Here is a 675-nt window from a genome sequence, read left to right as displayed (position 1 = left end):
CCGTTCTTTTTATCATTTTCATACCTTACTCCTAGTTTCTAACTTTTTTCAAAAAAAAAGCCGCTCTTGAGAGCGGCTTTTCCTCTGAGACTTAACTCATTACACCAAGTAATTAGTGTGCAGAGATAGTCCAGTTAGTGTAGCTCTCGATGTCAGTCCAGTACAACTCACCGATTGAAGTACCAGTGTCACCGAATGACAATGCACCGATCTCCATGTCACCTTTAAAGGTAGTGTTGATCGCTACGCCGTCTAGACCAAGGTCGTTAGCCATTGCTACTGGGTTAGCGTAAGCCGCTCCACCAGCTGCAGCCGCTAGGCCTGCCGCATCAAAACCAGCAGTGTTACGTACTGCGAAGATTTGACGGTTAGACTGTGCGAAACCGAAAGAGAAGTTACCATCTAGATCAGTAACGTCACCACGTACGTTGTTGATTTTCAAATCAGTGATCTGAACACCAGCGATGTCTAGGTAAACATCAAGGTCAGTTACGTTAACGTAAGTGTTCCAGTTGATCTTAGAGTCTGCAGCGCCAATTGTTGGAGTAGCAGTACCAGAACCGAAACCGTTACCGTTGTTTTCGATATGAATATCGACTGGGCCAAGGTAACCGTTGATAGAAAGATCAGAGATCAATACTGTAGTGCCAGCGTCGCCATCTGGGTCGATACCGT

Annotated in this window: 1 protein-coding gene; it reads right to left on the bottom strand. The window is 45.6% G+C overall.

Features of this window, described 5'->3' with window-relative positions:
* Positions 1–112: 112 nt before the first annotated feature.
* On the bottom strand, positions 113–675 hold a 563-nt coding region (locus A3751_RS22605), incomplete at its 5' end, for a hypothetical protein (protein WP_197466146.1).

Source organism: Oleiphilus sp. HI0080, from assembly GCF_001635135.1.
This window is presented reverse-complemented; position numbering and strand designations above follow the sequence as displayed.